22 protein-coding genes are annotated in these 22,599 nt (G+C 71.2%); 7 read left to right on the top strand and 15 right to left on the bottom strand.

Annotated elements, in window-relative coordinates; genetic code table 11:
- Positions 1-36 precede the first annotated feature (36 nt).
- On the bottom strand, positions 37-702 hold the full coding sequence (locus OG223_RS48940) for a TetR/AcrR family transcriptional regulator (RefSeq protein ID WP_329263813.1): 666 nt from the start codon (positions 700-702) through the stop codon (positions 37-39).
- Between the two features lie 255 nt (positions 703-957).
- Between OG223_RS48940 and OG223_RS48935 the strand changes: the two genes are divergently transcribed.
- Entirely contained in the window at positions 958-2,094 is a 1,137-nt protein-coding gene (locus OG223_RS48935) for an alpha/beta hydrolase (RefSeq protein WP_329263811.1), read from the top strand.
- Positions 2,095-2,212: 118 nt separating this feature from the next.
- Positions 2,213-2,851, top strand: coding sequence for a PASTA domain-containing protein (locus tag OG223_RS48930; protein ID WP_329263809.1), 639 nt, complete (start codon positions 2,213-2,215; stop codon positions 2,849-2,851).
- Between the two features lie 17 nt (positions 2,852-2,868).
- Here the strand turns inward: OG223_RS48930 and OG223_RS48925 are convergent, their stop codons facing one another.
- A complete protein-coding gene (locus OG223_RS48925; protein WP_329263807.1) occupies positions 2,869-3,768 on the bottom strand; it encodes an NmrA/HSCARG family protein in 900 nt (299 codons plus the stop codon).
- A gap of 105 nt (positions 3,769-3,873) precedes the next feature.
- Here OG223_RS48925 and OG223_RS48920 point away from each other — a divergent pair, with 105 nt between their 5' ends.
- Entirely contained in the window at positions 3,874-4,632 is a 759-nt protein-coding gene (locus OG223_RS48920) for an SbtR family transcriptional regulator (RefSeq protein ID WP_329263805.1), read from the top strand.
- Here the strand turns inward: OG223_RS48920 and OG223_RS48915 are convergent.
- From OG223_RS48915 to mftA, 9 genes are all read right to left on the bottom strand, one after another.
- Positions 4,629-5,372 carry a hypothetical protein gene (locus OG223_RS48915; protein ID WP_329263803.1) on the bottom strand — a complete coding sequence of 248 codons (744 nt, stop codon included), beginning with the start codon at positions 5,370-5,372 and terminating at the stop codon, positions 4,629-4,631. The genes OG223_RS48920 and OG223_RS48915 overlap by 4 nt on opposite strands.
- 54 nt (positions 5,373-5,426) lie before the next feature.
- Positions 5,427-5,945 (bottom strand): flavin reductase family protein, encoded by a 519-nt coding sequence (locus OG223_RS48910; RefSeq protein WP_329263801.1) that lies wholly within the window; start codon positions 5,943-5,945, stop codon positions 5,427-5,429.
- Positions 5,946-5,993: 48 nt separating this feature from the next.
- Entirely contained in the window at positions 5,994-7,175 is a 1,182-nt protein-coding gene (locus OG223_RS48905) for a hydroxylase (RefSeq protein WP_329263800.1), read from the bottom strand.
- A 121-nt stretch (positions 7,176-7,296) separates the two neighbouring features.
- On the bottom strand, positions 7,297-8,682 hold the full coding sequence (gene mftF / locus OG223_RS48900) for a mycofactocin biosynthesis glycosyltransferase MftF (protein ID WP_329263798.1): 1,386 nt from the start codon (positions 8,680-8,682) through the stop codon (positions 7,297-7,299).
- Positions 8,679-9,428, bottom strand: coding sequence for a mycofactocin biosynthesis peptidyl-dipeptidase MftE (gene mftE, locus OG223_RS48895; RefSeq protein ID WP_329263796.1), 750 nt, complete (start codon positions 9,426-9,428; stop codon positions 8,679-8,681). The genes mftF and mftE overlap by 4 nt, the downstream gene beginning before the upstream one ends.
- Before the next feature lie 2 nt (positions 9,429-9,430).
- Positions 9,431-10,621 (bottom strand): pre-mycofactocin synthase MftD, encoded by a 1,191-nt coding sequence (mftD, locus tag OG223_RS48890; RefSeq protein WP_329263795.1) that lies wholly within the window; start codon positions 10,619-10,621, stop codon positions 9,431-9,433.
- A gap of 24 nt (positions 10,622-10,645) precedes the next feature.
- A complete protein-coding gene (gene mftC / locus OG223_RS48885) occupies positions 10,646-11,854 on the bottom strand; it encodes a mycofactocin radical SAM maturase (protein WP_329263793.1) in 1,209 nt (402 codons plus the stop codon).
- Positions 11,851-12,126 carry a mycofactocin biosynthesis chaperone MftB gene (gene mftB / locus OG223_RS48880; RefSeq protein ID WP_329263791.1) on the bottom strand — a complete coding sequence of 92 codons (276 nt, stop codon included), beginning with the start codon at positions 12,124-12,126 and terminating at the stop codon, positions 11,851-11,853. The genes mftC and mftB overlap by 4 nt, the downstream gene beginning before the upstream one ends.
- Before the next feature lie 9 nt (positions 12,127-12,135).
- Positions 12,136-12,273 carry a mycofactocin precursor MftA gene (mftA, locus tag OG223_RS48875; protein ID WP_200677138.1) on the bottom strand — a complete coding sequence of 46 codons (138 nt, stop codon included), beginning with the start codon at positions 12,271-12,273 and terminating at the stop codon, positions 12,136-12,138.
- Positions 12,274-12,408: 135 nt separating this feature from the next.
- Here mftA and mftG point away from each other — a divergent pair, with 135 nt between their 5' ends.
- The gene (mftG, locus tag OG223_RS48870) at positions 12,409-13,956 is read left to right on the top strand and encodes a mycofactocin dehydrogenase MftG (RefSeq protein WP_329263788.1); all 1,548 of its coding nucleotides are present in this window, start codon (positions 12,409-12,411) and stop codon (positions 13,954-13,956) included.
- Between the two features lie 6 nt (positions 13,957-13,962).
- Here the strand turns inward: mftG and mftR are convergent, their stop codons facing one another.
- Genes mftR through OG223_RS48850 form a run of 4 tightly spaced genes read right to left on the bottom strand, consistent with a single transcriptional unit; the run spans position 13,963 to position 16,927 of the window.
- Positions 13,963-14,586, bottom strand: a complete 624-nt coding sequence (gene mftR, locus OG223_RS48865; RefSeq protein ID WP_329263786.1) for a mycofactocin system transcriptional regulator — start codon at positions 14,584-14,586, stop codon at positions 13,963-13,965.
- Positions 14,587-14,594: 8 nt separating this feature from the next.
- Entirely contained in the window at positions 14,595-15,977 is a 1,383-nt protein-coding gene (locus OG223_RS48860; protein ID WP_329263784.1) for a hypothetical protein, read from the bottom strand.
- A 23-nt stretch (positions 15,978-16,000) separates the two neighbouring features.
- Positions 16,001-16,474: a hypothetical protein gene (locus OG223_RS48855; protein ID WP_329263782.1), complete on the bottom strand. Its 474-nt coding sequence runs from the start codon at positions 16,472-16,474 to the stop codon at positions 16,001-16,003.
- 30 nt (positions 16,475-16,504) lie between these two features.
- Positions 16,505-16,927 (bottom strand): hypothetical protein, encoded by a 423-nt coding sequence (locus tag OG223_RS48850; RefSeq protein WP_329263780.1) that lies wholly within the window; start codon positions 16,925-16,927, stop codon positions 16,505-16,507.
- 126 nt (positions 16,928-17,053) lie between these two features.
- On the opposite strand from OG223_RS48850, the gene OG223_RS48845 reads away from it, so the two are divergent.
- From OG223_RS48845 to OG223_RS48835, 3 genes are read left to right on the top strand one after another with little or no spacing between them, the layout of a single operon-like run.
- Positions 17,054-18,445, top strand: a complete 1,392-nt coding sequence (locus OG223_RS48845; protein ID WP_329263779.1) for a hypothetical protein — start codon at positions 17,054-17,056, stop codon at positions 18,443-18,445.
- Complete coding sequence (locus tag OG223_RS48840) at positions 18,445-19,689, top strand: hypothetical protein (RefSeq protein ID WP_329263777.1); 1,245 nt, start codon at positions 18,445-18,447, stop codon at positions 19,687-19,689. The genes OG223_RS48845 and OG223_RS48840 overlap by 1 nt, the downstream gene beginning before the upstream one ends.
- A 3-nt stretch (positions 19,690-19,692) precedes the next feature.
- Positions 19,693-22,596: a CHAT domain-containing protein gene (locus OG223_RS48835; protein ID WP_329263776.1), complete on the top strand. Its 2,904-nt coding sequence runs from the start codon at positions 19,693-19,695 to the stop codon at positions 22,594-22,596.
- Positions 22,597-22,599 lie beyond the last annotated feature (3 nt).

Here is a 22,599-nt window from a genome sequence, read left to right as displayed (position 1 = left end):
TTCGGCAGCGGGTCCGGTGCGGGACACCGACCGGGTTCACGGATGAAGCGGGCGCTCCGCCGCGGGGAACATGCCCGGTCCAAAACCGCGGAACTCGGTGCTCGGGGGCAGGAGTTCCGCCCCGTCCGGCTGTGCGCGCATGCCGTCCAGCAGAAGTCGCAGGTAGCGCCGCCACAGGTCGGGCACTCCGGTCTGGTCGGTGATCGCCGCGACCATGAGCTGGACCATCGGCAGGTCCAGGGGCTCGACGTCGGCTCGCAGCGTCCCCTGTGCCTTGGCGCGGTCGATCAGCGGGTCGATCAGGGGCTTGATCCGCCGGTCGACGAGGGCGTGTCGCTGGGCGGCCTTGCCGGTGCCGAGCACGACCTCGCGCAACCCGCGGTCGTGCGCCTGGAGTTCGCACACCTTCTCCAGGCTGGACGCCAGCCCGTGCCAGGGGTCGGGATCGGCGGCGGCTTCCCGGGCGGTTGCCTCGACCTGGTCGATCATGTCCTCGAAGACCGCGTCGACCAGCTCTTCCTTGTTGGCGAAGTGGCGGTAGGCCGTCCCCACGCCGAGCCCCGCGTGGCGGGCGACGTCGTCGAGGGTCGCGGTGAGGCCCCGGTCGCGGAACACCTCGCGGGCGGCGACCATGAGACGGCGGCGGTTCAGCTCGGCATCGCGCCGCAGTGGCGGCCTGCGGGGTTCAGCGGGCTCCGCCATGTCAGTCGTCCCGCCTTCCGGATGATGTCGAACCGTCCGGCTCATCGTACTGCCGCGAGCTGCGCGTCCCTTGATCAGGTCCGGCCGCTGTCGTTGACCCCAGCCCCTTAAACGGAGATGGAATCTCCGTTTGGTGTTACGGTGGCAGAACGAAGCGGAGATCCGATCTCCGTTTACCATCAGATGTCGGCGGGAGACGCAGTCATGCGCGAAGAGAAGGCACGGACAGTTCGGCGGAGGGGAAGCGCTGCCGTCATGGTCGCCGTCGCGGCGGGGCTGACCTTGGCCGCCTGTTCCTCCGGCGGCAGCAGCCCGTCCGGCGGAGCGTCCACCACCAGCGCCCGCGCCAAGACGGCCGCCTGCCCCTCGGGCTCGTCCGCCGCCGCGACCGGGACGCCCACCGCGCTGCCGTCGGGCAACGCGGGAGGCCTCCCCGTGGCCAAGACCATCAAGAAGTCGGACACCAGCACCAGCACCGTGATCGACCCCGAGGGCGCGCAGATCCAGTGCGCCACCTCGGGGATCACCACCACGCACGACATCACGTACTCCTCGCCGACCACCAACGGCAAGAAGAGCGACCTGAAGCTGGACATCCAGGTGCCCACGTCCACGGCGGGCAAGAAGCCGCTGGTCGTCTACCTGACCGGCGGCGGGTTCGTCATGGCCGACCGCACCGCCAACCTGAGTCAGCGCACCTATGTCGCCGACCAGGGCTATGTCGTGGCCAGCCTCCAGTACCGCACCACCAAGGACGGTGCCACGTACAAGGACGCCGTCGCCGATGTGAAGTCCGCGATCCGGTATCTCCGCGCCAACGCCGACAAGTACTCCATCGACACCGACCACGTCGCCGTGTGGGGACAGTCCGCCGGCGGCTATCTGGCCGCGATGACCGGCGCGACCAACGGGGAGAAGTCCTTCGACGTCGGCGGCAATCTGGACCAGAGCAGTGAAGTACAGGGCGTGGTCGACGAGTTCGGCCCGGCCGACCTGTCCCAGCTCGCGGCCGACTACGACACGGCGGCGCAGAAGGCCAACTACGCGGCGGGCAACAGCGCCGCCCAGTGGGTCTACGGCCCCGGCACCAAGAAGTCGGTCGCGGACCGCACCAGCGAGGTCGCAGCGGCCGACCCCGCGACACACATCAGCTCCAAGACGGCGCCCTTCGTCCTGTTCCACGGCAGCGCCGACAACCTGGTCTCCCCCAGCGAGACCCTGAACCTGCACACGGCACTGCGCGCCAAGGGGATCGAGAGCACCCGCTACGTCCTCACCGGCGCGGGCCACGGCGACCTGTCCTTCACCAGCGACACCTCGGCCGTCCTGCCCTGGTCCACGCAGGAGACGATGGGGCACATCGTCGACTTCCTGGGGCAGCACCTCAAGTAGCAGTGGTCCGTGGCGAGTTCGCCCCCACCTCGAAAACTGTCACGGTTCGTCACCCAACGTGCGGTCGACCGGGTACATCTGACACAGTGTCCCTTCATCCACACATCGGGGGCGTACCGTGTCCAACTCCTCATTTACGCCGCCGAAGAGGAAGCGCGACTGGAGACTCCTCGGCGCGGTCACCGCGGGTGTCCTCGTCATCGGCGGCAGCGCGGCCGCCTGCCGTACCGACACCACCGGCGGCGGTGGAAGTACGACGACCACGACCGGCGGCAAGGCCAAAACCGTCCCCGAATTCGTGGGTATGGGCCTCCAATCCGCCCAGGACGCCGCCCAGAAACAGGGTTTCTACAGCCTCACGTCCCACGACTCGCTCGGCCGCGAACGGCACCAGATCCTCGACCGGGACTGGAAGGTCTGCTCCCAGAACGTGAAGGCCGGCTCCACCGCGTCCACGGACACCCGACTCGACTTCGGCGCGGTGAAACTCGACGAGACCTGCCCGGCGAAGGACCAGTCAGCACCCGCTCAAGCCGGCGGGAAAATGCCGGACTTCAAGGGGAAGTCGGTGAACACCGCCCGCGACGCACTCGACTCCAGTACGTCGATCACGGTCAACGACGCTTCCGGGGACGGACGTTACGTACTGGTGGAGTCGAACTGGCAGGTGTGCTCGCAGAAGCCGTCGGCCGGGACGAAGCTGAGCGGACAGCCGGTGGAGTTCTCCGTGGTGAAGTTCGGGGAGTCCTGCCCGTAGCGACACCTGCCGGGGCGCTACGCGGTTTCGTGGAGTCGCTTCCGCAGCAGGGCGGCGCCGGACTCGGCGAGCCAGTCCGCGAGCGTGCGGAGTCCGGGGTGGATGATGCGCAGCGCCTCGATATCGGCGTGCCAGCGTGATCCGGCTGCCCAGCTATCGCGGACCTGGGCGATCTCGGGATTGAGCGCGGCGGCCTCGGCGCGGGTGATCTGCTCGTAGCGCACCGCGGCTCCGGTGACCTCGCTGATCGCGGCGACCGCCTCGGCCGGGGTGGGGGCGTCCCCGGCCAGTTCCAGGCTCCGTCCCGCGAACCGGTCCGGCTGCTCGAAGGCCAGCGCGGCGAACTCCGCGATGTCCTCCACCGCGATGATCTGGACGGGTTCGTCGGGCGGAAAGATGTGCCGGTGCACGCCGCCGAAGATGCCGTCGAGGCCGATGGACGTGGAACCGAGATAGTTCGACATGAACCGCACCGGGCGCAGCACGGTCACCGACCGGATCCGCTCCCGCAGGTACTCCTCGATGCGTTTCTTTCCCTCGGAGCCACCGGGACGACCCGGCGTGGACGCAACGCCCGTGAACACGACGTGCTCGACGCCCACGGCGGCCGCGGCATCGGTCAGTGCCCGGCCCCGGGCCAACTCCCGTTCCACGTCGGCCCCGTCCGGTCCGAATGCCACGGGCGGCACGGCGAACAGCGCCGCCGCTCCCTCCAGCGCCGCGGGCAGACTCGGCGGGTCGTCGAAGTCGCCGCGGGCGAGCTCGGCCCCCGCGTTTTCGAGTGCCTTGGCGGCGGGAGCGGTCGGGTCCCGTACGAGTACGCGCACCGGTCTGCCGGCCGCGAGGAGCCGGCGTGCGGTGGCGCCGCCCTGTCGGCCGGTCGCACCGGTCACGACGACCAAGCGGTCAGTGGTCATGTCGTCCTCCGCCCCGGGATTGTCGGTGGGCACGCTGGGGTTCGGCCCGGGGTCGATGTGGAATGCTGCACCCGCTTGAGTCCGGCGGACAAGGGATTACGTGACATGACCGCACCTCCCCGTGACGTCGGTCGGGCCGATGCCCGCCGCAACCGTACGAAGGTGCTCGCCGCCGCCTCGCGGGCGTTCGACGAGCAGGGCCTGGACGTCTCGATCGGCGTGATCGCACGGCAGGCGGGAGTCGGCGCCGGCACCGTCCACCGGCACTTCCCCAGCAAGGACATCCTGCTGGAGGCCGTACTCGTCCAGCAGATCGACAACCAGGTGGAAGCCGCTCGGCGATGGGCGGCCCGCACCGACCCTGTGGCCGCTTTCTTCGGCTTCCTCCTGGAGGTCGTCGACACGTCCCACGGGCGCAAGCACGCCTGCGACGCCTTGACCACGGAGTCGAGTTGGCCGCGTCCCGGCCTGGCCGCGTCGGCGCGACGGTTTCGCCAGGCACTCGACGAACTGCTGCGCGCGGCCCAGCGGGCCGGTGGGGTCCGCACCGATGTCAGCACGGACGATGTCGCCGCGCTCACCGTCGGGTGCGCGACCATGTGGGCCGCGCACCGCGACCGGAACGGCGGCCACCGCATGGTGCGGCTGGCGCTGGAGAGTCTGCGGAGTTCCGTGTCCGTCACGGAAGGACGGGTGTTTCGTGACGGACACGGCGCGCTTGGCACCGCACCGCGATGCGAGGAGTGCGGAGCCCGGCTCGAGGCCCGGCCCACCGGCCGCCCGGCCCGCTACTGCGGAGCGGCCTGCCGACAGCGAGCACATCGCCGCCGCGCCGGAACGGCCGCGGTGCAGCCGGAGTGCTAGGTGCTCGCCAGTTCGGCGGGTTCCGCGGCCGTCGCCCTTGCCTCTTCCTCTTCTGATTTCACGGCACGCAGCAGCACGATCGGCGTGGCGATCTTCCAGATGAAATACACCGCCGTGGGAAGGACGTTCGCGAGCAGGCCGTTCCAGGCGAACGGTCCGGTCTTGGTGAGGAAGACGAAGGCGCCCGGGATGAGCAGCACTCCGAGCACCAGGTTGAGATATCCGAACCAGCGCGGGAATACCGGCTTGGCCCGGTTGTCGACGAGTGCCGCGTATCCGATCGACCAGACCTGAAGGACGAATATGCAGGCGTTGCCGACCAGCATGAGCCAGTAGATGTCCGACATCGCGTAGAGGACGTCGGGAGAGTGACTCTCCGGTCGATAGGCCGCGGCGGCGAGTATCGCGATCGGGAAGAAGAAGCCGATCGGCGCGACGACGCCGGTGAGGAGCTGGGTCATGGACAGCAGACCCCACCCGCCCTCGATACGGCGCATCTGCATGCTGGTGACGACCACGAAGGGGTACTCGAACGGGACGACGAGGACCATGATCGCGGCGCAGGCGAGGATGCCCGTCTGATGGTCGGTGAGGAATTCGACGACGCCCTGGGCGTTCTCCGTCGGGTCCATCGGCGTGATGAGATGGCCGACGGAAAAAGCGACGGCGAATCCCAGCAGCAGTACGAATCCGCACCAGGCAGAGATGCGTTCCAGTCTGAAATGCAGGTCTTGTCGCATCAGCGGATCTCCTTTGATCTCGCGATCGAGCGGCTCATTTTGTTCTGTGCTCTCTCACCAGCCGACGAGGCTGTCCAGCAGCAGGGTCGTGCTCGACAGATAGTCGCCGTATCCACCGCGGAAGAAGAGCAAGGGGGTCTTCATCGACTCGACGCGGAGCGTGCCGACCCGGCCGACGACCAGTTGGTGGTCACCGAGTTCGACGATCTTCTCGACGGTGCAGTCGACCCATGCGACGACTCCGTCCAGGACGGGATTGCCGAGCGGGGAATCCTGCCAGTCGGCGCCCTCGAAGCGGTTCGGGCCGCCGGCCATCTGCCGGGAGAGGCGTTCCTGGTTGCCCGCGAGCGCGTTGGCGCAGAAGCGCCCGGCCGTCCGGATCGTCCGCAGGGTGTTGGAGGAACCGTCCACCAGGAAGGACACCAGGGGCGGTTCCAGGGACACGGACATGAAGGTTCCGACGATCATTCCCCGGGGTTGCCGGTCGGTGTCCGTCGTGGTGATGGCGACCACGCTCGTGGGGAAGTGCCCCAGCACCTCACGGAAGTAGCGCCCTTCGACCGCGTCCGTCACGGCCCCTCCTTGATCTCGCACGTTCTTGACGGTCCGTCAGATCCAATGTCAGATCAGGACGCGCATCGCCTCGGGCAGCTCAAGTCCCATGTGGGCCAGGGCGTTGGCGTGGTACGCGGACCCGGGGACATGGATCATGTGCTGGAGTCCCACGTGCGCGTCCCGCCAGAACCGCTGCATCGGGTTGTCGCGCCGGATCGCGTTGCCGCCGGACCGCACGAAGATCTCGTCCAGCGCGGAGACGGCACGCCATGCGCAACGGACCTGGTTGCGGCGGACGTTGGAACGGTCCTCGATGGTGACGAGCTTCCCGGCCTCGACCTGGTCGTACAACCGGCTGATGCCGTCGATCAGTTGGACCCGGGAGGCGGCGATCTCCGCCGCGGCCTCCCCGGCGGCGTACAACACGTAGGGGTCGTCGCGTACTTGGACGCCGGTCACGGCGACGCGATCGCGCTGCTGGGACAGGTGGAGGGCTAGCGCACCCTCGCAGATGCCGATGACGGCAGCGGTGATGCCGAGGGGGAACATGGAGCTGAAGGGCAGTTTGTAGAGGGTGTCGGTGAGTCCGACCGCCTCGGCGGCGCTGCCCTCCTGGACCGTCTCCTGCTTGATGGTGCGGTAGGCGGGGATGAACGCCTTGTCGACGACGACGTCCTTGCTGCCGGTGCCCGCCAGGCCGACGACGTCCCAAGTACCGTCGATGATCTCGTAGTCGGAGCGCGGCAGCACGACGTGGAGTACGGAGATCGGGCCGGCCGGCTTGCCCTTGCCGTCGCCGACGAGGGCGCCGAGGAAGTCCCAGTCGCAGTGGTCGCTGCCGGAGGAGAAGGGCCAGCGTCCGCTGAGGACGTAGCCGCCGTCCACCGGGTCGGCGATGCCGTTGGGCATGTACGGCGAGGCGATCCAGGTGTCCGGGTTCTCGTCCCACACCTCGTGGGCGAGCCGGGGGTCCAACTGGGCCAGTTCCCAAGGGTGTACGCCCACGACACCGCTCACCCAGCCGGCGGCACCGTCGTACCGTGCGACGGCCATCACCGCTTCCGCGAAGTCCCGGGGGTGGGCGCTGTAGCCGCCGAACTCCTTGGGCTGGAGGAGCCGGATCACGCCTGCCGAGCGGAGCAGTTCGACGGTGCGGTCGCTCAACTTGCCGAGTTTCTCGTTCTCTTCGGCGAGTGCGGCCAGTTCGGGCCCGAGATCCTCGACACGGTTGACCACTTCGTGCGTCACGCCGCACACCTCCTGCTGCCTGGTACTTCGCAAGTGCCGCGGACGCGCGGCGGGATGATCCCAGTGTCTTTTCCCGGACCGGGCGCCCGCTGGCCGATTTCCGCTGACCGGGACCCAAGGATCAGCGGGTGATGCGAGGTCGCAGCGCCGCGGTGGAGCGGCCCTTGAGGGCGGACAGCCACACGCCGGCCCCGTAGGCGAGGTCGTCGAGGCGGCGCGCGACGCCGTAGCGGACCGGGTCGAGGTGGGCCCGGTCGCGCCGGTACTCAAGGGCGATGTCGGCCAGCGCGGCCATCGCGGCGGCCCTGCGCACCCGGCGGGACGCCACACAGCCGACGACCGTGAGGGGCCACCAGTGCCGGTTGAACAGGGCCGATGTCTGGGACACGGCCGCGAGCGCCCCGTTGGCCGTGAGCCGCGCGGCGAGCCGGTACGGGCGCCCGGTGCCGTCGAGCTTGCGGCCGATTCTGACGGTGACACCCACGAGGACGGCCCCGGCGACGGGCACCGACCAACGCCGCTGGGCGAGCAGGGCGGTGACGAACGCGGCACTCCAGGGGGCGAACACGACCGGGGCGATGAAGCGCGGGTGGCGTTCGGCGAGGGGCTGCGCGCCGGTGCCGTAGACGGCCTTGCGGAGCAACCAGTCGCCGGCCCGGGCGCGGTGTTCGTGTGCCGCCTCGGCGGCCGGTTCGTAACGCACGCGTCGACCCTCTTCGATCAGGCGCCAGCACAGGTCGACGTCCTCGCCGACCCGCATCCCCTCGTCGAAGCCGTCCGTCAGCGCGTCCACTCGTGCCACGACGCAGGCCGTGGAGGCCCAGGAGACGGGGCTGCCGGGGCGGACTCCGGCCGGGTGGGCGCCCAGGTCGAGCGAGGAGCGTGCGTTCTCGTAGCGTTCGATCCAGGTCGGGGCGGCGGAGGGCAGCCCGGTGATGCGGGGTACAGCCATGGCGACGGCGGGGTCGGCGAAGTGCCGGAGGAGGGTGGGCACGGTGTCGGGGGGCAGCACGATGTCGGAGTCGGCGAACACGACGAAAGGGGTGGTGACGAGCCGAAGTCCGACGTTGCGGGCGGCGGCCGGGCCCACGTTCGTCGTCAAGGGAACCAGGGTGGCCCCGTGTTCGGCGGCCACGGCGGCGACGGCCCTCGGGTGCCGTGACGCGTCGTCGATCACGATCACGGGGTGTTCCTCGGCAACACTGCTGAGCAGCCTGGCCAGTTGACGTGGGCGGTCGCGGACCGGCACGACGACCGTGCAGCGGGGGTCGGCGGGCAGCGGCAGCGAGGCTACGACGGGATTGGCCATGCCGAGGTCGAGCAACCGGTCCACGAGCAGCGCGCCGGCCGCGTCCCGCACCCGCAACGTCCGCCCGCTGAGCAGGCGTCGGGCCCGCGGGGTCAACCGGATCAGCCGGGTCGGGAAGCCGCCGACGAGGGCCCGGCCGCCGTCCACGACCCGGGTGTGCCGGTCGAGCAGGACCAGGAAGCCGGCGGGCAACGTCATGGTCGTACGACCTGGTGGGCCGATTCCCCCGGGACCGGTTCGGCGAGGCGGCCCCGGTTGTCCACGGTCCAGGCGGTGATCCGGCGGACGGCCGCCGACACCATCGTGTCCATCGCTCTGTGTCCTTCCGCGGCGGAGGCGCCGGTCGGGTCGCCGAGGACTCCGGAGGGTGAGACCGCGCGGACCCCGTGGGCCATCAGGTCCGGGAGGAGCGCGGCCAGCGGACGGGTGTCACCGGCTACCGCCGCCTCCAAGTGCACGTGTTCCGGGGCGAGATGGAGCATCACCGAGGTCTCGGAACGACCGGCGTGCGCGTCGCCTCCGGGAACGGCGCAGCCGGTCCAGGCCACGTCATGGCCCTCGGTGCGCAACAACCTCAGGGCGGTGCCGAGGGTGGCGGTGTTGCCGCCGTGGCCGTTGACGAGGACGATCCGTCCGGCCCACGGCGACAGCGAGCGTACGGCCTCCACCAGCACCGTGCGCAGCGCTTCGTGGCCGATCGAGACGGTGCCGGGGAAGCCCGCGTGCTCGCCGCTGGCGCCGTAGGGAAGGGTCGGTGCAACCAGCGCCCGGGGGACGGCAGTTGCCGCTCGCCGCGCGACAGCCTCGGCGATGACGCTGTCCGTGTCGAGCGGCAGATGCGGGCCGTGCTGTTCGGTGGAGCCGATCGGCAGGAGGACCAGCGCGTCGGACGGCACCAACGGCCAGGCGGTGTGGGCGAGTTCGGTCGCCGGGTCCCCGAACACGCTCAGGCGGCCGGGGTGTCGCGGCCCAGGACGAGGGGGAAGCCCGGGGGGATGACCAGGTCGTCCGGCGTCAACTCGTGGACGGAGGAGTGCCCGAGGCCCAGGACCGCCGAGTCGAGGCCGCTGCGGAGGATGTCCAGGACGTTCTCCACGCCTGCCTGCCCGTTCGCGGCCAGGCCCCAGAGATAGGCGCGGCCGATCAGGACGGCGCGGGCGCCGAGGGCGAGCGCCTTGGCCACGTCGCCGCCCCGACGCACACCGCCGTCGAGGAGGACTTCGATCTGCGTGCCGACCGCGTCCGCTATCGCGGGGAGTACGCGGATGGTGGCGGGAGTGGTGTCGAGGTTGTTGCCGCCGTGGTTGGAGACGGAGAGGGCGGACACTCCGGCGTCGACGGCCCGCTTGGCGTCGTCCACGCGGGTGACTCCCTTGAGCAGGAAGGGCCCTCCCCACTCCTTGCGCAGCCACGCCACGTCCTCCCAGGTCGGGGGTGTGGTCTGCATCCACTCGCCGTAGGCGCCGAAGAAGGTGGGGGCCTCACCGCCCGGAGGCCGCAGGTTGGGGACCGAAAGGTCGGGCAGACGGCGGGACTTGGCGAACCGGAGCAGCCAGCCGGGGTGGGGCAGCACGTCGGGCGCGAACCTCAGCATGGTCTTCAGGTCGAGCCTGTCCGGGATGGTGGGGCTCCCCCAGTCCCTGCCGTGGGAGAAGGACCAGTCGAGGGTGACGATGAGCGCCTTGGCACCGGCCGCCCTGGACCGGTCCATCCGCTCCACCATCGTCGCGCGCGTTCCGCTCCAGTAGAGCTGGTAGAAGAGGTTCGGCTGAGCGGCGGCGACCTCCTCGACCGGCTTGCTGGCGAAGGAACTCAGCCCCATCACGACATCCCTGCTCGCCGCCGCCCGGGCCACGGCCACCTCGCCCTCGGGGTCCACGGCCTGCACACCGGTCGGCGAGATGAGCACGGGGAGGGATGTGGGTACGCCGAGCACGGTCGTGGACAGGTCGCGCGCCGCGTGGTGTCCAACGACCCTGGGCGCGAAGCCCAGTTGGGCGAACGCGGCCGTGTTGTCGTCGATCGTACGGCCGCGCTCCGAGCCGGCGACGAGCGCGCCGTACACCGTGCTCGGCAGTCGCTTCTTCGCCCGGCGCTGTGCTTCGGCGACCGTCTCGAACCAGGGGTTCCTGCCCATGACGTGTTCTCTTCTCTTGCGGTCCTAGGTGAGGCGCAGGCCGGCCAGCGGGTCCTCGGCGCAGTCGCTGACCGGGGGCCGCTCCAGGCCTTGGCGTCGGGTGAGGACGAGGTCCACGGGCTGTCGCCGGGAGTGGTCGGCGGACGGCTTGGGGAGGTCCCCAACACCCTTGGCGCGCTTGGCCAGTTGCTGTTCGCCGTAGCCCTGCACGCACTCGGGGTCGGGGCCGTCCAACGGCAGTCCGGTGAAGAACTTGGCGGCCATGCAGCCGCCCTTGCAGGTGTCGTAGAAGGCGCAGGACGCGCAGGCTCCGCCGTGCTGCGGGGTGCGCAGCCGCGCGAACAGCTCCGAGCCGCGCCATACGTCGGTGAAGCCGCCGGGTGTGCGGACGTTGCCGGCGAGGAACTCCTCGTGGATGGCGAACGGGCAGGCGTAGACGTCGCCGACCGGGTCGATCAGGCAGACGACACGTCCGGCGCCGCAGAGGTTGAGGCCGGGGAGTGCCTCGCCGTAGGCGGAGAGGTGGAAGAAGGAGTCGCCGGTCAACACGTTCTCGCCGTGGGCCAACAGCCAGTCGTACAGCTCGCGTTGCTGGGCGGCGGTCGGGTGGAGGTCGTCCCAGACGTCGGCGCCGCGGCCGGAGGGGCGCAGCCGGGTCAGGCGGAGTTGGGCGCCGTAGTGGTCGGCGAGGGCCTTGAACTCATCGAGTTGGGGGATGTTGTGGCGGGTGCAGACCACGGACACCTTGAAATTGCGCATGCCGGCGGCCGCGAGGTTCTCCAGTGCCCGCAGCGCGGTCGCGTACGAACCGGCGCCGCGTACGGCGTCGTTGACGTCCGCGGTCGCGCCGTCGAGGGAGATCTGAACGTCCACGTAGTCGTTGGCGGCGAGGCGGCGGGCGGCCTCGGGGGTGATGCGGACGCCGTTGGTGGAGAACTTCACGCCGACGTGGTGGGCGGTGGCGTAGTCGAGGAGTTCCCAGAAGTCGGCGCGGACGGTGGGCTCTCCGCCGCCGATGTTGACGTAGAAGACCTGCATGGCCTCCAACTCGTCGATGACCGCCTTGGCTTCGGCGGTGGACAGCTCGCGCGGGTCGCGGCGGCCGGAGCTGGAGAGGCAGTGGGTGCAGGCGAGGTTGCAGGCGTAGGTCAGCTCCCAGGTGAGGCAGATCGGTGCGTCGAGTCCGGATTCGAAGAGGTCGACCAGCCGTGTCGGTTCGGCGGTGGCGGTCATGGGGTCCTTCCGACGAGCATCGACGACTCGGCGAGGGCGGCCAACGCCCGTCCGTAGCGCGGCAGTTCGGCCTCCTCGACGCCCGCCGCCAGACAGGCGGCGCGGGCCGTGGGGGCGTCCGCGAGGGACTCGACGACGGCGAGGAGTCTGCGGTCCTTGAGGAACGTCAGCCTGCGGGTGCCGAAGTGGTAGAGGAGCGCGCCGAACGGTTCGGGGCGTACCGAGACTTGGGGGTGCAGGCCGAGGGCGCGGTCGAGGGTCGGCGCGGTCATGCGGGCGGCCTAGTAGACACCGCACATGCCGTCGATGGAGATCTCCTCGATGAGGTCGTCGGCCTCGATCAACTGCTGTTCCGTGACGGGCTCTTCGGCCTGGTTCTCGTTGGCCGGGACGGTCGGTACGGACTGGAGTTCGTTCATGCGACTCTCCCTGAGCATCCGGCGGGGCATCCGGGCGGCTGCGCGGTCGACAGTAATGGCACCCGGTGCCGAAAGTGAAGAGGGGGACGCCATGATTCTTTCGACCGGTCGGTCTACGGCAGTGTCGGGGCCCGGTTGAGCCGCCCGGACGTCATCGTGGTGGGGGCGGGCGGCAGCGGCGCGCCGCTGGCCGCGCGGCTGAGCGAGGACCCCGACCGCGGTGTGCTGGTGCTGGAGGCGGGTCCCGTGCCACGCCAACGCCCTGCTTTCACACGGGAGTTGCTGGACGCACGGCTCGTGCCGGGCGCGCAGCCCGGGCATCCCGCCGTCCAGCCGTACGCCGTCCACCTCACACCGCGACGGCCCTACACAGTCGTACGGGGGCGTCTTCTCGGCGGTTCGACGACCGTCAACGGCGGCTACTTCGTGCGGGCCCGACGCCAGGACTTCGAGCGGTGGTCGACGGTGGGAGGCGCTGCCTGGTCGTACGACCGGGTGCTCCCACTACTGCGCTCCCTGGAGAACGATCTCGACTACGGCGAGACCGAGTCGCACGGTTCCGGGGGGCCGATGCGCATCCGGCGCACGGGACTGCGGCACCCCGCCGCCGTGGCTTTCCGGTCGGCCGCCCAGGAGTTGGGCTTCCCCGAGGAACCCGACAAGAACGCCCAGGGCACGCCCGGGTTCGGGCCCGTGCCGTCCAACTCGGTGGACGGGATGCGCGTCAACACCGGCGCCGGCTATCTCCTGGAGGCGCTCGATCGCCCCAACCTCACGGTGGAGGGCAGGAGTTCGGTGCGGCGCGTCGTCATCGAGCGCGGGCGGGCGACCGGCGTCGTCGTCGAGCGCGACGGGCGTCGTACGACTCTGGAGTGCGGCGAAGTCGTGCTGTGCGCCGGGGCGTTCGCTTCCGCCCATCTCCTGCACCTGTCGGGCATCGGACCGTGCGACAAACTGGAGCGCCTGGGCATTGCGGTGGTCGCCAACTCCCCTGCCGTAGGCGCCCGGTTCGGCGACCATCCGCAACTGGTGCTGGAGTGGCGGCCACGGCGGCCACTGCCCGAGCCCGTCGACTCCTGGCTCGGCGGATGCCTACACCTGTCCTCGTCGGACGGCGACCACCCGGGTGGCGATCTGGAGATCCTCCAGTCGCTCGTTCCCATGGCGGGTCTGGTCGGCGGAACGGTGAGCGTGCCCGGCGCGCCCCTCGCGTTCCTGGCGTCGGTGCAGTCGCCCCGGCTCAGCGGCCGGCTGCGCACGCGTTCCGCCGACGCCGCCACTCCCCCGAGTGTCGACTACGGCTATCTGGAGACCGGCGAGGACCGGCGACGGCTGCGCGAAGTCGCCCGCGCCACAGCCGCGTTGGTCGCCACCGACGCGTTCCGGGAGGTGTCCCTCGGGCTGCTGGAGCCAGGACCGGAGGTGCTGGCGGACGACCGGTTGCTCGACCGCTGGACGGAGGCGCGGCTCGGTACTTCGCACCACACCTGCGGCACGGTTCCGATGGGACCCGCCGACGATCCCGGGGCGGCTGTCGACCGGTACGGGCGGGTGCACGGTGTCGTCGGGCTGCGGGTCGCGGACACCTCGATTCTGCCGACCGCGCCGTTGCGCGGGCCGGCGGCCACCGCCGTGCTCGTCGGCGAGCTTGTCGCCGACGCGATGCGGCGCGACCTGCCGTAGCGCGCCTCAGGGAAGGGCCGGGCCGTCAAAACCGGCCGCGAGTTGGCATAGGCCGAGGTCCAACAGGCCGCCGAGGTCCGCCTGTTCGTCCGTCAGCCAGTGTTCGTAGGCGGCGATGCACGCGGCCAGGACGGTGTGGCCGATCAGCCGGGGCAGCAGCTCCGAGGCCCCCCTGCCGGTGCGCCGTGCGGCGAACTCCGTGACGAGGGTGCGCCACGAGGCGTAGCGCACGGTCGAGTCGGCCTGAAGGGTCGGGACCCGCAGGATGAGCGCCATGCGCTGCCGGTGCCAGGGCACGGCCGCCGGGTCGAAACGGTTGAACTCGACGACCGCGCCGCGCAGCGCGTCCATCATCGGGACGGCCGGATCCGCCGCCGTCAACAGGCCGTCGAGCTTGACCAGTTCGGCCTCGAAGTCGCCCCACACCAGGTCGTTCTTGGAGGCGAAGTAGCGGAAGAAGGTACGGCGGCCGATGCCTGCCGCGGTGGCGATGTCGTCGACGGTCGTCCGGTCGAATCCCTGCCGTGCGAACAGCTCGAAGCCCACGCGTTCGAGTGCGGCCCGCGAGGTCGCGGGCGGTCGGCCCGTTCTGGTCTGCCGCTGTCCTTGCTCACCGTTCTCACCGTCCACAGCGCACATCATGCACAGGTGCGGGGTTCGGTGTGGCCGCGCACCACGTGCAGCACCGCGCCCGCCACGGTGTTCATCCGGCGCTTGCGGAGGTCCAGGACAGGTGTCGTGACCGAGATGCCGTGCGAGGCGAGGAGGTTCATCAGGGCCCAGATGATGTCGGGGCGCCCCGTCACCGGGAGTTCCCGCCCGTCCGGGGCGACGACCGTGGCCGCGGCGACGCCCGCGAGGAGACTGCTTCGGGCCCAGTCGACGTCGTAGGAGATGCCGTTCGGGTTGACGACGAGGACGACCTCCTTGGTGCGGTGGAGGGCCGTCAGGTAGTCCATCGGGACCGTCAGTCGGCGGGCGGCGTCGAACGGGGGTGTGCCGTCGGCCGGTTGGATGCGCAGGACCGTGTCGAGGACGGGGCCGTGGTCCTGGAAGGTGGTCCGGGCGCGCATCTCCAGGAAGCGGCCGCGCACCAGCACTCCGCCGCGACGCGACCATCGTCGGCCGACCAAGCCGAACGCCCCCTGTTCGCCGGGGAGTTGGTCCGCGAGTCGGCGAGCCTCCTCGCCGGGTTCGCTTACCGGTGCCTGGTCCTCGGGGCGGTCGGCCAGGGCGGCGTAGCGTGCCGCCGTGTGCGGGTCCAGGCGCCGGAGGTCGATCGTGTCGCCGGTCAGGGCGATGCCTCCGACCTCGCGTGAGATCCGCATCTGCTGGAACTGACGGTCAACTCGCCTGGTCACGTCGCTCGTTCGGCCTTCGAGGTCGATCACCCGGCACGTTCTGGTACCGGCGAGCAGTGCGCTGCTCGGCCACTGCGGGGTGAAGCTTCGCCGCACCCCGGGACGTACCGGGCCCACGAGTACGGCCAGGCGGCCCGCCGTGATCGCCGAGAGGCACAGGGACGGTACCCGGTACTCGCCCGTCACCTCGAACCCCTCGATCCCCTCGCCGTCGTGCACTCGCATCCTCAGCTTGATCAGCGGTGTGAACTCGTCGGGCGTGTAGTTGCCCCCGTGGGTGGTGAAGGTCGACTCGCCGTCGGGGCTGTAGTGGACGAGTGACGCCTCCAGTACGTCCGCGCGGACCAACTGGGCCTGCGGGTGGCTCTGTTGGGACTTCGGCGCCCACATCACGAAGGTGTCGTCCCGGTACGGATGGCTCGCCTTCTTCACACGGTCCCTGCGCGTGATCCGGGGATAGGCCTGCCTCGTGGCGGTGATCGCCACGACGGGGATCATGACCGTACCGACCAGTCCGAAGGCGAACACGAACGCCGGCCAGCCCCAGCCGGGATCGTCGGGCCAGGCGAAGTACCCGACGAGGAGGAAGACCGGGGCCCCCGAGAGGCAGACCGCGGCGAACAACAGATGGCCGATGAACACACCGGTGTGACTGCGCATGGCTCCCTTCTCCCTTCATGCGCTCATAGCCGGACACGGAACCGACCGGCGGCCGGGTCCACCTCGGCCGCGAGCCCGCGGCCCACCCGAAGGCCGGGATGGTGCCCGCGTCTCCAGGTCGCCTCGAACGTCCGCAGCCCCGGCCCGCTGACGCGCAGGACGACCTCGACGCCGGATTCCTCACCGTTCCAGTCGAAGTCGGTCAGCTCGGTGATCTCGGCGGTCGCCGGAACCCCGACGGCGTCGAGCCGCCGGTTCTGCTCTCTTTCGCCGACCGTGTTGGCCCCCAGTCCCAGGCCCACGGGAACGAAGACCACCGTGAACACGATGCCGACGACCATGAGGTCCACACCCGCAAAGAGGGCGGGCCCCAGCATGACCGGGCCGCACAGGCACACCGTCGCGGCGATGACGTACAGGAACACGGCGTCCCACGGGCCGACGTGATCGACCAGCGTCATCCGCACCGGATCGGGTCGAAATCCGTCGTCGGTCATGTCAGGGCTCCGCGTGCTCGGGTGTCCCTGTCACGGGGTCACGCCGCCGCCCGCGTAGAGGTAGCCGCCGGGGTGAGCCGGGTCGGCCACCAGCAGGACCTGGTCGCCGGTGCGGGGTATCCGCAGCTTGGAGACGATGGTCCGGAGGGGGATCTGCTCGGTGCTCCCGGTGGGCTGGACGACCAGGTCCACGACCGGGTCGTGGTTGACCAGTTGGCCGGTGTCGGCGATCGACACGACGACGGCGGTCGTCGTCGGCGCTCCCGCCGCGAGCAACTGCTGTGCTCCGAGGCCCGAGTTGTACGCCCCCATCGACTGCTGGACCCTGGCGTAGTCCTCGTTGCCGAGGAAGGCGCGGGTCGCCCGGCCGTAGAAACCCTTGCCGCTCGCCACCTGGCCGGCGATCTCGGCGGCCTTCTCCTCGCGGCTCTTGCGGCGCCCGAAGATTCCCATGTCGGTTGCTCCTTCTGGTCGGGTGGATGCCCGTGGTTCCCGCTGTCCCTGTGGACGCTAGGGGGCTCCGGTCGCCTACCGATCCCAGGTTCGCCCGCCCGATCTCGGACGACGTACCCTCCTGACATGCCGCTTCCCACCCAGTTGACCGGCGAGCGCCGACCGCGCGCCATGGTGATCGACGGTGCGTGGCGTGCGCTGGGGCCGGGGCTGGAATCGCTGAGCGGCCCCGGTGGTGCCCCGCTGACCCGGACGGTCAAGCTGATCGTGCTGCCGTTGATCGTCCGGCCGGGCCTGTGTCCCGACCTCGCGATGGACTTCCTCGCCCCGGAGCCGGCCGCGCGTCTCGACGCGCTGATACGGGAGTGCGGTGCGCGACTGGCCGCGACGGCACAGTGGTTCACGCTGCTCAAGCGGACCCGCCGGGCGCTGGGCGTGGTGGCGGGCAATCCTCAGGATCTGTACTTCCAGCGGTGCTTCGAGTTGGCCGCCGAGCACGGTGAACCCGCCGCCGGTGCGGGCGCGTTGGCCAGGTCCGTCGTCGAGGACGTCGCGGACGCGGACGGCGGCCGTACGGTCGACGCGCTGAAGCGATATCTGACAGACGTCACCCAACAGGCCCGGTTGGAACGGGAGTTGGTCGCCGGGTGGGAGGGGCGTCGGTCGGTTCCGGTCGTCGATACGGCTGCTGCGGTCGCGTTGGCGGGCGAGGTCCTGGAGGCCTGCGGCGGGGCGGAGGGGCCGAGGAACTCACCGTCGTACCGGTCGATGGTCGAGGCCGGACACGGCGAGCTGCTCGGCCGGGCCCTGTGGGCGCACGCGCGCGGGGTCTGGGGGCGGGAGGGGCTGCCGGCTCATCTCGGGCTGACCGGACGGGAGTTGCCGCCACGGCCCCAGGTCGGCCGGGGTGCCTCGACGGCCACCCTGCCCGCGCCGCTGGATCGCACCCTATTCGAGCGGCTCTTCGTCGTGCTCCAGTCGTCGGCCCGCCGCGAGGAACTGCCCACGGTGCCGGAGCTCGTCGGGCGGGAGGTCGGCCGCAGTTGCGCTCCGCTCGGGCTGTACGACGAGAGCCTGCGCGTCGCTGTCGTCCTAGGCGGCCGCCTCGCGGTCGGCCTGGACCCGTTGGGCATCGAGGAACCCGCGCCGGGGCGCACCGCGGCGCACCGAGCCGTCAACAGCCGTTGGCGCAGAGAGGCTTCGGTCCTGCGCGCCCGCCGGATGACCGTCTCGCCCCGCCCTGATCCGGACGGCGGGGTTCTGGACGCCCTCGCCCAGGATCTCCGAACTCCCTGGACCGCCTACATGCGGCGGCTGTGGGTGCGGTTGCACGGGCGGGACGTCCGCGACGCGCCGCTCACGGATGCCGCGGCGGCCTGGGCCCTGCTCGACGGGGTCGCCCGCTCCGTGATGATGGACCACCGGGCCAGGGTCCGGTCGGCACTGCGGACGTTGTCGGCATCGGCGGCACCAACCGCCGTAGCCGAAGCCGTAGTTGCCGAGTCGAGGAGCGCGTGATGGCGTGGGCCGCTGTCGATGTCCATGTCGCGCGCGACGGCGACGGCACGATCCGGATCACCACCGGTCCCGGCGCCTCCTCCGACGTCACGCGTGCGGTTCTCGACGTCGCCGGTGCGGTGCTGGCCTGGCCGGTCCTCGCGGCGCCCGGTCCGCCCACGGCGGAGATCCATGATGTGGGGCGGGCGCAGCAGTGGCTGTGGGCGGTCTACGGTGAGCGCACCGCGGCTGCTGTGCACGCCTGTGCGGCGGGCGAGTTGGCCGATGTGCGGGTTGCCCCGGACAGGACCGCACTCGCGGACAGCGCCGCGAGGCTCGGCTTCGGGCACTGGGCGGCGCGGTGGTGGCCGGCGTCGCACCTCGACGGAATTGCCGCGCTCGAACCGGACCTGCTCGGGCTGGAGTTGGCCTCGCTCACGCACGAGTGCCAGCAGCTCTTCGACGACGAGGGCGATCAACCCGACGACTGCGTGGCCGAGTTGATCGAGGACCACCAGGCTGCCCTCGACCCGCTGATCCGCTGGTGGCAGGCCACACCGCCGTCGACCGAACCGGCACGGCGGCTGGAGCGCGTGCTGCGGTCGGTCGACGACGCGGCGGACAGCGCCGGTTGGGACGGGCAGGCGCTGCGCGGCCTTCGGGAGGCCCTGAACCGGCCCCGTCGGGACGGCATCGCGGTCGATCCCGTCGCGTTGTTCGCACGGCACGGTGGCTACGCCCTTGCCGCAGGTGATCCGCTCGTCTCCGGCGGCCGGGTGATCGCGCGGGGCGCGGGGACCAACGACTGGCGCCGCTATCCGCCCGGCTTCGTCGACGCCTCCGAGACCGCGGTGTCCTGGACCGCCCGCGCACTCGGCGCGCGACGGCGGATCGAGGTCGAGGTCGTCGCCCACAGCGCGGCGCCCGTCGCCGGTGCGCTGCTCGTCGCGGAGGTCGGGGTCGACGCCGGCCGCCCGAGCCGGGTGCCGCTCGCCAGGCGGGACGACATGTGGAGCGGCCGGGCGGACCTGGAGCTGCCGGCCGCCGGGGAAACACGGTCGCGGATCGAGATCGGGGTGCTGCTGCCCGGCTTCGATCCGGGGCCGGGTCCTGATGGGGGCGCCGACCGGGACGCGATCCGCGCGCTGGTCCGGCGACGACTCGCGGCAGCGGCGGCGGCCGACGTCCCCAACTCGCCGCCGCACGAGGGGACTTCGGGGCCGTTCCTCGCCGAGATCGCCGCCACCACCGATGAGGACTACTGACCGATGCCGAACGAGAACGGTGGGGTGGCGCAGCTCTACGGTGAGCCCTTCGACAGCGGTCTGGCCCAAGCCGAGGAGTATCAGCTCGGTGCCGATCTCACCGCAGCGGTCGCCGTCTACGAGGAGTTGCTGGCCCTGGCCGAGTCCTTCGAGGACTCGCCGGACGTCCGGTTCCTGCGCGCGCATCTGCTGGCGAACATCGCGAGTGTCCGGCTCGTCGCCACCGACCTGGCCGGGGCGGAGGACGCCAACACGCGGTCCCGCGCGCTGCTCGACGGCATCGCGTCGGAGCCGATGGGGCCGCAGGGCCGGCAACTGTGGCTGGAGATGCTGCTGCGGACACTGATCGCCGACGCCGACCTGCTGCGCCGGACCGGGCGCCTGGACGAGGCGCTGGCCCGGCTCGACGAGGCGGCCCTCCGCCTGCCCGAGTTCCACGACCCCGACGGGCTGCGCACCTCCGAACTCGGCCTGACCCGGGTGCACTTGCTGATGGAGCGGGGCGAGTGGGGAGCCGCCGAGGAACAGGCGTCGGCGCTGCTGGCCACCACTCCGGAGACGGCGGTGGAGACCGTCCCCCGGCTGTTGGTCGCCCTGGGTCTGATCTGCTCCTCGACCGGGCGGTTCGAGGCGGCCGAGGACTTCTTCGCCCGCGCCGAGGACCGCTTCCGGGAGTCCGGAGACACCGGTGAGCAGCGGACACTGCTCGCGCACCGGGCGTACGCCGCGCTGCACCGGGGCGAACTCGACCTGGCGGAGCGGTTGTTCGCCGAAGCGTCCGCGTTCTTCGAGGGACAGCGGCGGTTCGGGGACCTCGCGGTCTGTGAGCAGGCGCGTGCCTTTCTCGCCGGCCGGCGCGGCGACACCATCGGCGCGGAGGAGCTGCTGGCGGCGAGCCTGGCCCGGTTCGAGCGGCTCGGTGCCTCGATCGGCGCCGCCGACACCATGCTGCTGGGCGCCCAACACGCCTATGAGCGGGGCGACATCGACGAGATGAAGCGGCTGGCCCAGGCAGCCCGGGACGTGTATCAGGAGCGGGAGGTGTACGAGCGGTGCGCGCAGGTCGACCTCATGCTCGCCCGCACCCTCGAGGACAACCTGAACCGGACGGACCACGGCGACCGCGAGCGGGAGTCGATCGCCAACGCGCTCTCCCTCGCCCTGCCCGCCGCACTGGCCCTGGAGGCGGCACGCTACGACTTCGCGACCGCCCACGCGCGCAGCCAGTGGCTCGAACTGGCCGACGAGGCCATGCGGTTGGTGTTCCGCCTCGCGATCCGCCGCCAGGACCAGGGCCTGCTCTTCGAACTGGCCGAACACCGGTGCGCCGGCGCCTCGTTGGCGCTGAACCGCACACCACCCTCCGTGCCGGTCGAGGACCCCGCGTCGGTGTTCCCGAACGCGGCCATGAAGGTCATGGACGCCTACGACCGCGCCGAGGGCACGATGGCGCTCGGCGGTGTCGCGGCGGAGGCCGCCGCCTCGGTCGGGCTGCGGGTCGCGCCGCCGCCGAAGGTGCGGATGTCGGCCCAGTCCGGGCCGGGCCGCGTCGCGCTCCAGGAGTACATCGCGGCGGCCGAGTTCCGCTATCACCGGCGGATCGCGCACGAGGACGCGGTGCCGTTCTGGATCACCGACGACCTGACGAACCGCCCCGTCGTCCAGGTCCGACTGGCCGACGCCGGCGACCTGCTCATGACCTGGACATGGGCGGGCGGCGCCCGGGGGTTCGGCACCGGTCACGGTCCCGGTGCCGAAGTCGACGCGGCGGTACAGGTGTTGGCCGACGCGCTGCCGGCGGCGGGCGACGGGGCGGAGGGCATGCGGCGGGCGTTCGACTCGGGCGCGCTGGCCTCGTACGACAGTGAGCGCCGGCTCGCACGGGTGCTGGCCGAGGCGTTGTGGCCGGAGCAACTGACCGCGCAGCTACGGCAGGTGGCGGAGCGGGCGGGCCGTCCGCTGATCCGGATCCAGCCGTCGCCCCGCGTCGCCCAGGTGCCCTGGGAACTCCTCTCCGTCGACGACGGCACCGACGTACGGCTCATCGACCTGGCGGACGTGGTGACCACCGCGCCGGCGTCGCTGCGGCCACGGGAGCCGGCGCCCGCAACGACACCGAGCAGCGACACGGACCCGGTCGTTCTCGTCCTCGACCCCCGTGTCCCCGGCTTCCGCGCCGATTCTCCGCTCGGCTCGGTCCTGGGGCCGCCGGGCTCCGACCCGGAGCTGGTGTCCCTGGTCCGGCGCCGCCTCGACGCGGGCGCCGTCGTCCCGTCCGTCGCGACGCCGGCGGAGGCCTTCCGCCGTACGGACCTGGACCGGGACTGGTTGAGCGGTGTACTGCGCAAGGGTGCCCGCAGGCTGATGTACGTCGGCCATGTGAGCGGCGCGCCGGTCGAGGGCGGGCAGAGCGAGGACGGCACCCTGCACCTGTGCTGCGCCGCGGGGGCCACCGGCCTGGCCGAGCCGCTGCGCACGCACCGGCCACTGTCCGCCAAGGACCTCCTGCTGGGCTCGCTCCCGCTGCGCGCGGACGGTGAGCCGGGCGGCCGGATCTGGCCCGCGCCGCCCCGGGTCGCCCTCATCGGCTGCGAGAGCGGCGGCGATCTGCGGTTCGCCGAGTCGTTCGGCCTGGCGACGGCGATGCTGTACAACGGCGCCGAGCTGGTCACCGCGACCCGCTGGGTCCTGCCGACCAGTTTCGCCTTCCACCAACTGGCCCGACTCCCGGACTCCGTACGCCCGTTGTCGGAGGCGATCATCGCCGTCGACGCGGCTCACGAGGACGACGACCCCGTGCACAGCCTCGGCGCCTGGCAGCGCGAGCAGCTCGACCGCTGGCGCGCGGACGGCGGTGTCGAGCACTCGCCGCTGCTGTGGGCGGCGATGACGTGCATCGTCGTGTGACCC

It is taken from the genome of Streptomyces sp. NBC_01478, from assembly GCF_036227225.1.
Taxonomy (GTDB): domain Bacteria; phylum Actinomycetota; class Actinomycetes; order Streptomycetales; family Streptomycetaceae; genus Streptomyces.
Note: the sequence above shows the minus strand (reverse complement) of the source record. Positions and strands in the feature narration are given on the sequence as shown.

What these genes read in the sequence shown, in the direction of transcription:
- mftD (WP_329263795.1), bottom strand. Translation starts at nt 10,621, where the DNA reads ATGGGCAGGAACCCCTGGTTCGAGACGGTCGCCGAAGCACAGCGCCGG.
- OG223_RS48845 (WP_329263779.1), top strand. Translation starts at nt 17,054, where the DNA reads ATGCCGCTTCCCACCCAGTTGACCGGCGAGCGCCGACCGCGCGCCATG.
- OG223_RS48860 (WP_329263784.1), bottom strand. Translation starts at nt 15,977, where the DNA reads ATGCGCAGTCACACCGGTGTGTTCATCGGCCATCTGTTGTTCGCCGCG.
- OG223_RS48925 (WP_329263807.1), bottom strand. Translation starts at nt 3,768, where the DNA reads ATGACCACTGACCGCTTGGTCGTCGTGACCGGTGCGACCGGCCGACAG.
- OG223_RS48920 (WP_329263805.1), top strand. Translation starts at nt 3,874, where the DNA reads ATGACCGCACCTCCCCGTGACGTCGGTCGGGCCGATGCCCGCCGCAAC.
- OG223_RS48940 (WP_329263813.1), bottom strand. Translation starts at nt 702, where the DNA reads ATGGCGGAGCCCGCTGAACCCCGCAGGCCGCCACTGCGGCGCGATGCC.
- mftF (WP_329263798.1), bottom strand. Translation starts at nt 8,682, where the DNA reads ATGACGTTGCCCGCCGGCTTCCTGGTCCTGCTCGACCGGCACACCCGG.
- OG223_RS48840 (WP_329263777.1), top strand. Translation starts at nt 18,445, where the DNA reads ATGGCGTGGGCCGCTGTCGATGTCCATGTCGCGCGCGACGGCGACGGC.
- OG223_RS48855 (WP_329263782.1), bottom strand. Translation starts at nt 16,474, where the DNA reads ATGACCGACGACGGATTTCGACCCGATCCGGTGCGGATGACGCTGGTC.
- OG223_RS48850 (WP_329263780.1), bottom strand. Translation starts at nt 16,927, where the DNA reads ATGGGAATCTTCGGGCGCCGCAAGAGCCGCGAGGAGAAGGCCGCCGAG.
- mftC (WP_329263793.1), bottom strand. Translation starts at nt 11,854, where the DNA reads ATGACCGCCACCGCCGAACCGACACGGCTGGTCGACCTCTTCGAATCC.
- OG223_RS48935 (WP_329263811.1), top strand. Translation starts at nt 958, where the DNA reads ATGGTCGCCGTCGCGGCGGGGCTGACCTTGGCCGCCTGTTCCTCCGGC.
- mftA (WP_200677138.1), bottom strand. Translation starts at nt 12,273, where the DNA reads ATGAACGAACTCCAGTCCGTACCGACCGTCCCGGCCAACGAGAACCAG.
- mftB (WP_329263791.1), bottom strand. Translation starts at nt 12,126, where the DNA reads ATGACCGCGCCGACCCTCGACCGCGCCCTCGGCCTGCACCCCCAAGTC.
- OG223_RS48915 (WP_329263803.1), bottom strand. Translation starts at nt 5,372, where the DNA reads ATGCGACAAGACCTGCATTTCAGACTGGAACGCATCTCTGCCTGGTGC.
- OG223_RS48835 (WP_329263776.1), top strand. Translation starts at nt 19,693, where the DNA reads ATGCCGAACGAGAACGGTGGGGTGGCGCAGCTCTACGGTGAGCCCTTC.